This is a genomic window from Stenotrophomonas sp. SrG (assembly GCF_050031795.1).
In the GTDB taxonomy this organism is placed as follows: domain Bacteria; phylum Pseudomonadota; class Gammaproteobacteria; order Xanthomonadales; family Xanthomonadaceae; genus Stenotrophomonas; species Stenotrophomonas rhizophila_A.
Window position 1 is genome coordinate 1 of sequence record NZ_JBNBBE010000231.1, and the last position, 275, is coordinate 275.

Genomic DNA, 275 nt, shown 5'->3' on the forward strand with positions numbered 1-275 from the left:
GCGCTCGAGGAAGCCGGCATCCTGTCGAAGGGCAATGAGAAGAAGTGGGGCAGGACTTACCGCGCCCACGCCGTCCTCAAGCGACTCAACCAGCGACCGGTGCGCGTGGCCCAGCGACCGCGGTGAACGCAGCCGGGCAGGGCCCGGCGCTACGATCACACGTCGCCGCCTACCGCCCAGCCCTCGCCGGTGCCCTTCTGGAACACGCGGTCGACATCCTGCACATAACCGGCCGGCAGGTGCTCCTTCGTTTCCAGCGCGGCGTAGATCGGGGT

At 68.7% G+C, this 275-nt stretch carries 1 pseudogene; it reads right to left on the reverse strand.

The features are described 5' to 3' along the window. Positions 1 to 155: 155 nt before the first annotated feature. A pseudogene (locus ACQG3P_RS19640) lies at positions 156 to 275 on the reverse strand (phenylalanine 4-monooxygenase); the annotation flags it as partial.